At 48.7% G+C, this 5054-nt stretch carries 1 protein-coding gene; it reads left to right on the plus strand.

Annotated features, from left to right (window positions below; genetic code table 11):
• Positions 1-4747 (plus strand): Ig-like domain-containing protein (locus NWP21_RS02400; RefSeq protein ID WP_280791469.1); only part of this gene is annotated, 4747 nt, incomplete at its 5' end.
• Positions 4748-5054: the final 307 nt, after the last annotated feature.

Raw genomic sequence — 5054 nt, forward strand, 5'->3', positions numbered from 1 at the left:
ATTCTCTCCGGTAGTCGACCAAGCTGATAATAACGACTTTGACAACGACCCCCAAAGCGATCGGTATATCCAATTTGCCTATCTTGACTTTTTCGGTAACTGGCCTAACCAAACCCTACCGTTAAAATTAGGGGACTTCAAATTTACTACTACTGAGAACTTTGATGGGACTCAAATCAAGGTGACTTCAGCAGAGACAGCGACAGGTTACACCTTAGAAAGTCTACCCATTACGGTTGCTGCCGATCTACCTCCCCTTATCACCCCTGGTCAAACCTTCACCTACCCAGAAAACCAAGCAGCAGATTACCAAGTCGGAACCGTTGCTGCTACTGATAACATAGCCGTCACAGGTTACAGTATCGTCAGTGGTAACGACAATGGATTCTTCACCATTAACAACAGCGGGGTAATTACCCTAACAGCAGCAGGTGTAGCCGCTGCAGCCAACGACTTTGAAACCTTACCAAACAGTTTCACCCTGGGAATTACCGCTACAGACGGGGCGGGGAATATCTCCACTGCTACTGATGTCACCATTACAGTTACAGATGTAGAAGAGCTACCTCCCCCCAGCCTAGCGATCGCCCCCACTAATGTAACAAGGGCTGAAGGTAACGAAGGACTAACAGCTTTCACCTTCACCGTTACCCGTAGTGGAGATACCACACGTACAAGTAGTGCTAACTGGGCGGTAACAGGTACAGGTGCTAACGCCGCCGACTTTGGCGGAACTCTCCCCACAGGTACGGTCACCTTTGGAGGTGGGGAAACATCTCAAGTAATTACAGTCAATGTCAGTGGTGACACGGTAGTAGAACTAGATGAAACCTTTAGGGTTACTTTGTCAGATGCTACTAACGCCACCATTAGCACAGCTACCGCTACTGGGACAATTCTCAATGATGACTTCTCTATTTCTATTGCAAATGATTTAACCAGTAACCCAGGGGAAACAATCACAGTCCCTGTAACTCTCAATGGTGCTACTGGAGTTGACTCCATCAACTTTACAATCAATTACAACAGCGCCATTACTTTAACTGGGGTCAACCGTGGGGAGTTACCACAAGGGTTTACTTTACTAGAGAATATCCAGTCAGGCACTGTTATAGTAGACATTTCTGGAACCCAAACCATCACCGCAGATAGCATCACCATTGCCGAATTAACTTTTCAGGTACCAGCAGGGACTACAGCACAACAGATTATCTTAGACCTGGTGGAAGGAAGAGTTGGCAAAATCGCATCGGGTCAAGACACTGTTGCAGCACAGTTAATAGATGGACGGTTGACTATTGTAGATGAAAGCGCCCCTGTTATCACCCCCAGTCAAACCTTCACCTACCCAGAAAACCAAGCGGTAAATTACCAAGTAGGAACCGTTACTGCTACTGATGACGTAGCTGTTACAGCTTACAGTATCGTCAGTGGAAACGAAGCTGGTTTCTTCACCATTAACAACAGTGGGGTAATCACCCTGACAGCAGCAGGTGTAGCCGCTGCCGCCAACGACTTTGAAACCTTACCCAACAGTTTTACTCTGGGAATTACCGCTACAGACGGGGCGGGGAATATCTCCACTGCTACTAATGTCACCATTACAGTTACAGATGTAGATGAGACAACTCCCCCCAGCCTAGCGATCGCCCCCACTAATGCAGTACAACCAGAAGGTAACTCAGATACTACCCCATTCACCTTCACAGTTACCCGCACAGGGGAAAACACAGGTACAAGTAGTGCACGCTGGGAGGTGACAGGTACAGGTAACAACCCTGCTAACGCCGCAGACTTTCCAGGTGGAGCATTCCCATCAGGTACAGTTACCTTTGCACCAGGCGTAATATCTCAAGTAATTACAGTCAATGTCCAAGGTGACACGGTAGCAGAACCAAATGAAACCTTTACGGTGAGCTTATCGGAGGCTACTAATGCCACCATTACCACTGCTACTGCTACGGGAACTATTCTGGATAACGATACAATATCTTTGCTACAGCCAGGGCGGAATGAGGGGTTACTTATTGAAGAGCAGCGACAAACAGCGGATATTGATGGTATTCTTGGGCGGGTACGGGCTGATATTCCGGGCGCCCAGTTATATGTACCACCGTTGTCATTTACAGTTCGACCCCTAATTAATGGTGTGGTTGGGGATGTCTTCCCTACTGAGATAGTGCAGATAGAAGTTGACTTTGCGGAACGCCCCCCTGGCACACTTGACTATTTTGGTGTAGCCAAGCAAGACCAGGATGGTAGTTTCTTTCTGTTCAACAATAACCCTGCTGAGGGCGAAGTGGGGGCGATATTGCGAGACCGAGATGGTAATGGCCGCTTTGATGGGGCAACTCTGTTCTTAAAAGACAGGACTAGTGCAGCTCAAAGCACACGGGAGACAGGAGACTCAGATCCAACACGCGGCGTTATTTTTGATCCCTTTGTTCCAGTGGCGCGAGATACTGGTCTACCTACAGTCACCATCACTAGTCAAGCAGTAAATGCCTTTCCCAGTGGAGATCCTAACTATCAGTTTTCAGTCCTCTACACCTTCACCTTCAGTGAAGCAGTCACGGGCTTTACTACTGATGATATCACGGTCAATAATGGTACTAAAGGAACATTTACACCAGTCAGTGGTGCTGAGTACACCTTAGTAGTTAACACCAGTGTAGTTAACCGTGATGCACCCGGTGACACAGGGTTAAGAGTTGCTGTACGCGATGGAGCCGCCATTGGTAATATTAGTGGGAATCCCAGCGCTGCGGCTTCATTGCTGGCACCAGTAGCCCCGGTAATTAACTCCGTGGCGGGAGATGACAAAGTTAGCAGAGATGAAAAACTGGATGGTTTTAACATCACCGGTACTGGTACACCAGGGGCAGAGATTATCGTCAGGTTTGACAGTGAGCCGAATAGTCAGAGACCTGGGAAACAAGCTACCGTACAGCCTGATGGCACATGGTCAATTGCTATTACCGATGATGATGTGCGAGGGTTTACTGATGGTGAAGAAGGTATCTTTGTTTATCAGAACTTGAATGGCAATGTTAGCCCTCAAAGAAGTCGGTTTATTAACGTTGATACCGTACTACCTACCGTTACTATCACCGCTAACAAGCCAGTAATAGCAATCATTCCCACAGGAGATATCACTTATACCTTCACCTTCAGTGAACAAGTCAGCGACTTTACCTCTGAGGATATTATAGTCACCAACGGTACTAAGGGAACCTTTACACCAGTCAGTGGTACTGAGTACACCTTGGTAGTTACACCAGCAGCGGGCTTTGAAGGAACATTGAATGTTTTTGTACCAATGGCAGCTGCTCGGGATGGAGCAAACAACGAGCTAGTACCGGCTCTCTTCACTACCTTGCTGATTCCTCAACCTCCTACCGGTCCCCAAGGTCCCACCGGTCCCCAAGGTCCAGATGGGCAACCAGGTCCCACCGGTCCCCAAGGTCCAGATGGGCAACCAGGTCCCACCGGTCCACAAGGTCCCACCGGTCCCCAAGGTCCAGATGGGCAACCAGGTCCCACCGGTCCCCAAGGTCCAGATGGGCAACCAGGTCCCACCGGTCCCCAAGGTCCCACCGGTCCCCAAGGTCCAGACGGACAACCAGGCGCACAAGGTCCCACCGGTCCCCAAGGTCCAGACGGACAACCAGGCGCACAAGGTCCCACCGGTCCCCAAGGTCCAGATGGGCAACCAGGTCCAACCGGTCCCCAAGGTCCAACCGGTCCCCAAGGTCCAACCGGTCCCCAAGGTCCTGTAGGTGAACCAGATACTGTAACTATCATCGACCCCAACACCGGAACACCTCTACAGCAACCCTTTGATACTGTCTTTAGATTCTCTGTCACCGGTGCAAGCCCCTCATCTCAGGTGCTGGAGGTTGTGTTTGCGGACGGTAAAACTCAAAGTATTCTCACCACTCTCGGTGATGCTTCTGGCCTACCTGATGGTATTGGTTCTATCCTTAACGATCTCCAGTCAGGCTTGATCAGTGTCTCCCCTGCAAATGGTAATGTGACCAGGTTCCAATTGCGCGAGCTGGGAACTGATGCTATTACCCCTTTAAATATTGGTCAGGTTACAGCTAATGGTTTTACCCTGACTGGTGGTGGATTGAACATTGCTGCATCGGTTCTGGGCAGACCAGAAGATACAGAGACTGTACAAATCTTTACTGAGAAGATTGAAGTCAACGGTGAGCAACTAGAAGCTATTAGTCTGGGAAACCTTACCCCCCCTGCTAGTCCTAGCGACAAAATCACTGTTAAGGTGGATGCTACCTTGTACCGGGAAGCTGCTTTTGATAATCTAGTGGGCTTCTACTTGGCGGAAAGAACTACAGGGGCTGTGGTTGATAGACTAACTGGTGGGAGTATAGGACTGGGCGATCGCGATGCCTATCTAGGTGCTGTGCGTAACAATGCAGTGCTGACTGGTAGGGTTGGCAATAACGAAACCAGCAATTTAAGCAGCACCTTTGAAGTCAACTCTAGTCTTAACTTGTTAGACTATGTGTTGCTACCATTCCTAGTCGCAAATGGTGACCTCAACTCAGTGAGACCTGACTTTAGTAACCTATTTGTCACCAGTATAGGCACTAACGTTTCCAACAGCAACCAGATCCAGTTGTTGGGTAACAATGTCTTCGGCTTTGAAGATATAGCCGGCGGCGGTGACAACGACTTTGATGACCTAATCATTAAGGTTCAAGGATTAAGCGTAGTGTAAGCTCAGTCACCAAAAGGCACGCTCTAGCCATTCCTTAATTGAATGCAAACCAGATCCCGGATTTCTCTAAGAAGTCCGGGTCTAAATTTTTTCACCTGAGAAAAAATAGCGATCGCGAATGCTACCAGCAGATCGCGAAGCCCTGCTGTTAAAGGAAAGGGGAAGAATTGATACTCCCCACGGCTAGAAGCCGGGGGATTCTTGAATAGCCCATAAACGAACTTTCAATGGTGCTATCAAAGACACCCTACTGACTCCACTTAGGTCTAAACCTAGTTTGATCGCTACTTTAGCTAAAATATTAGCT

This window comes from Anabaenopsis sp. FSS-46 (assembly GCF_029891665.1).
Lineage (GTDB): Bacteria > Cyanobacteriota > Cyanobacteriia > Cyanobacteriales > Nostocaceae > Anabaenopsis > Anabaenopsis arnoldii.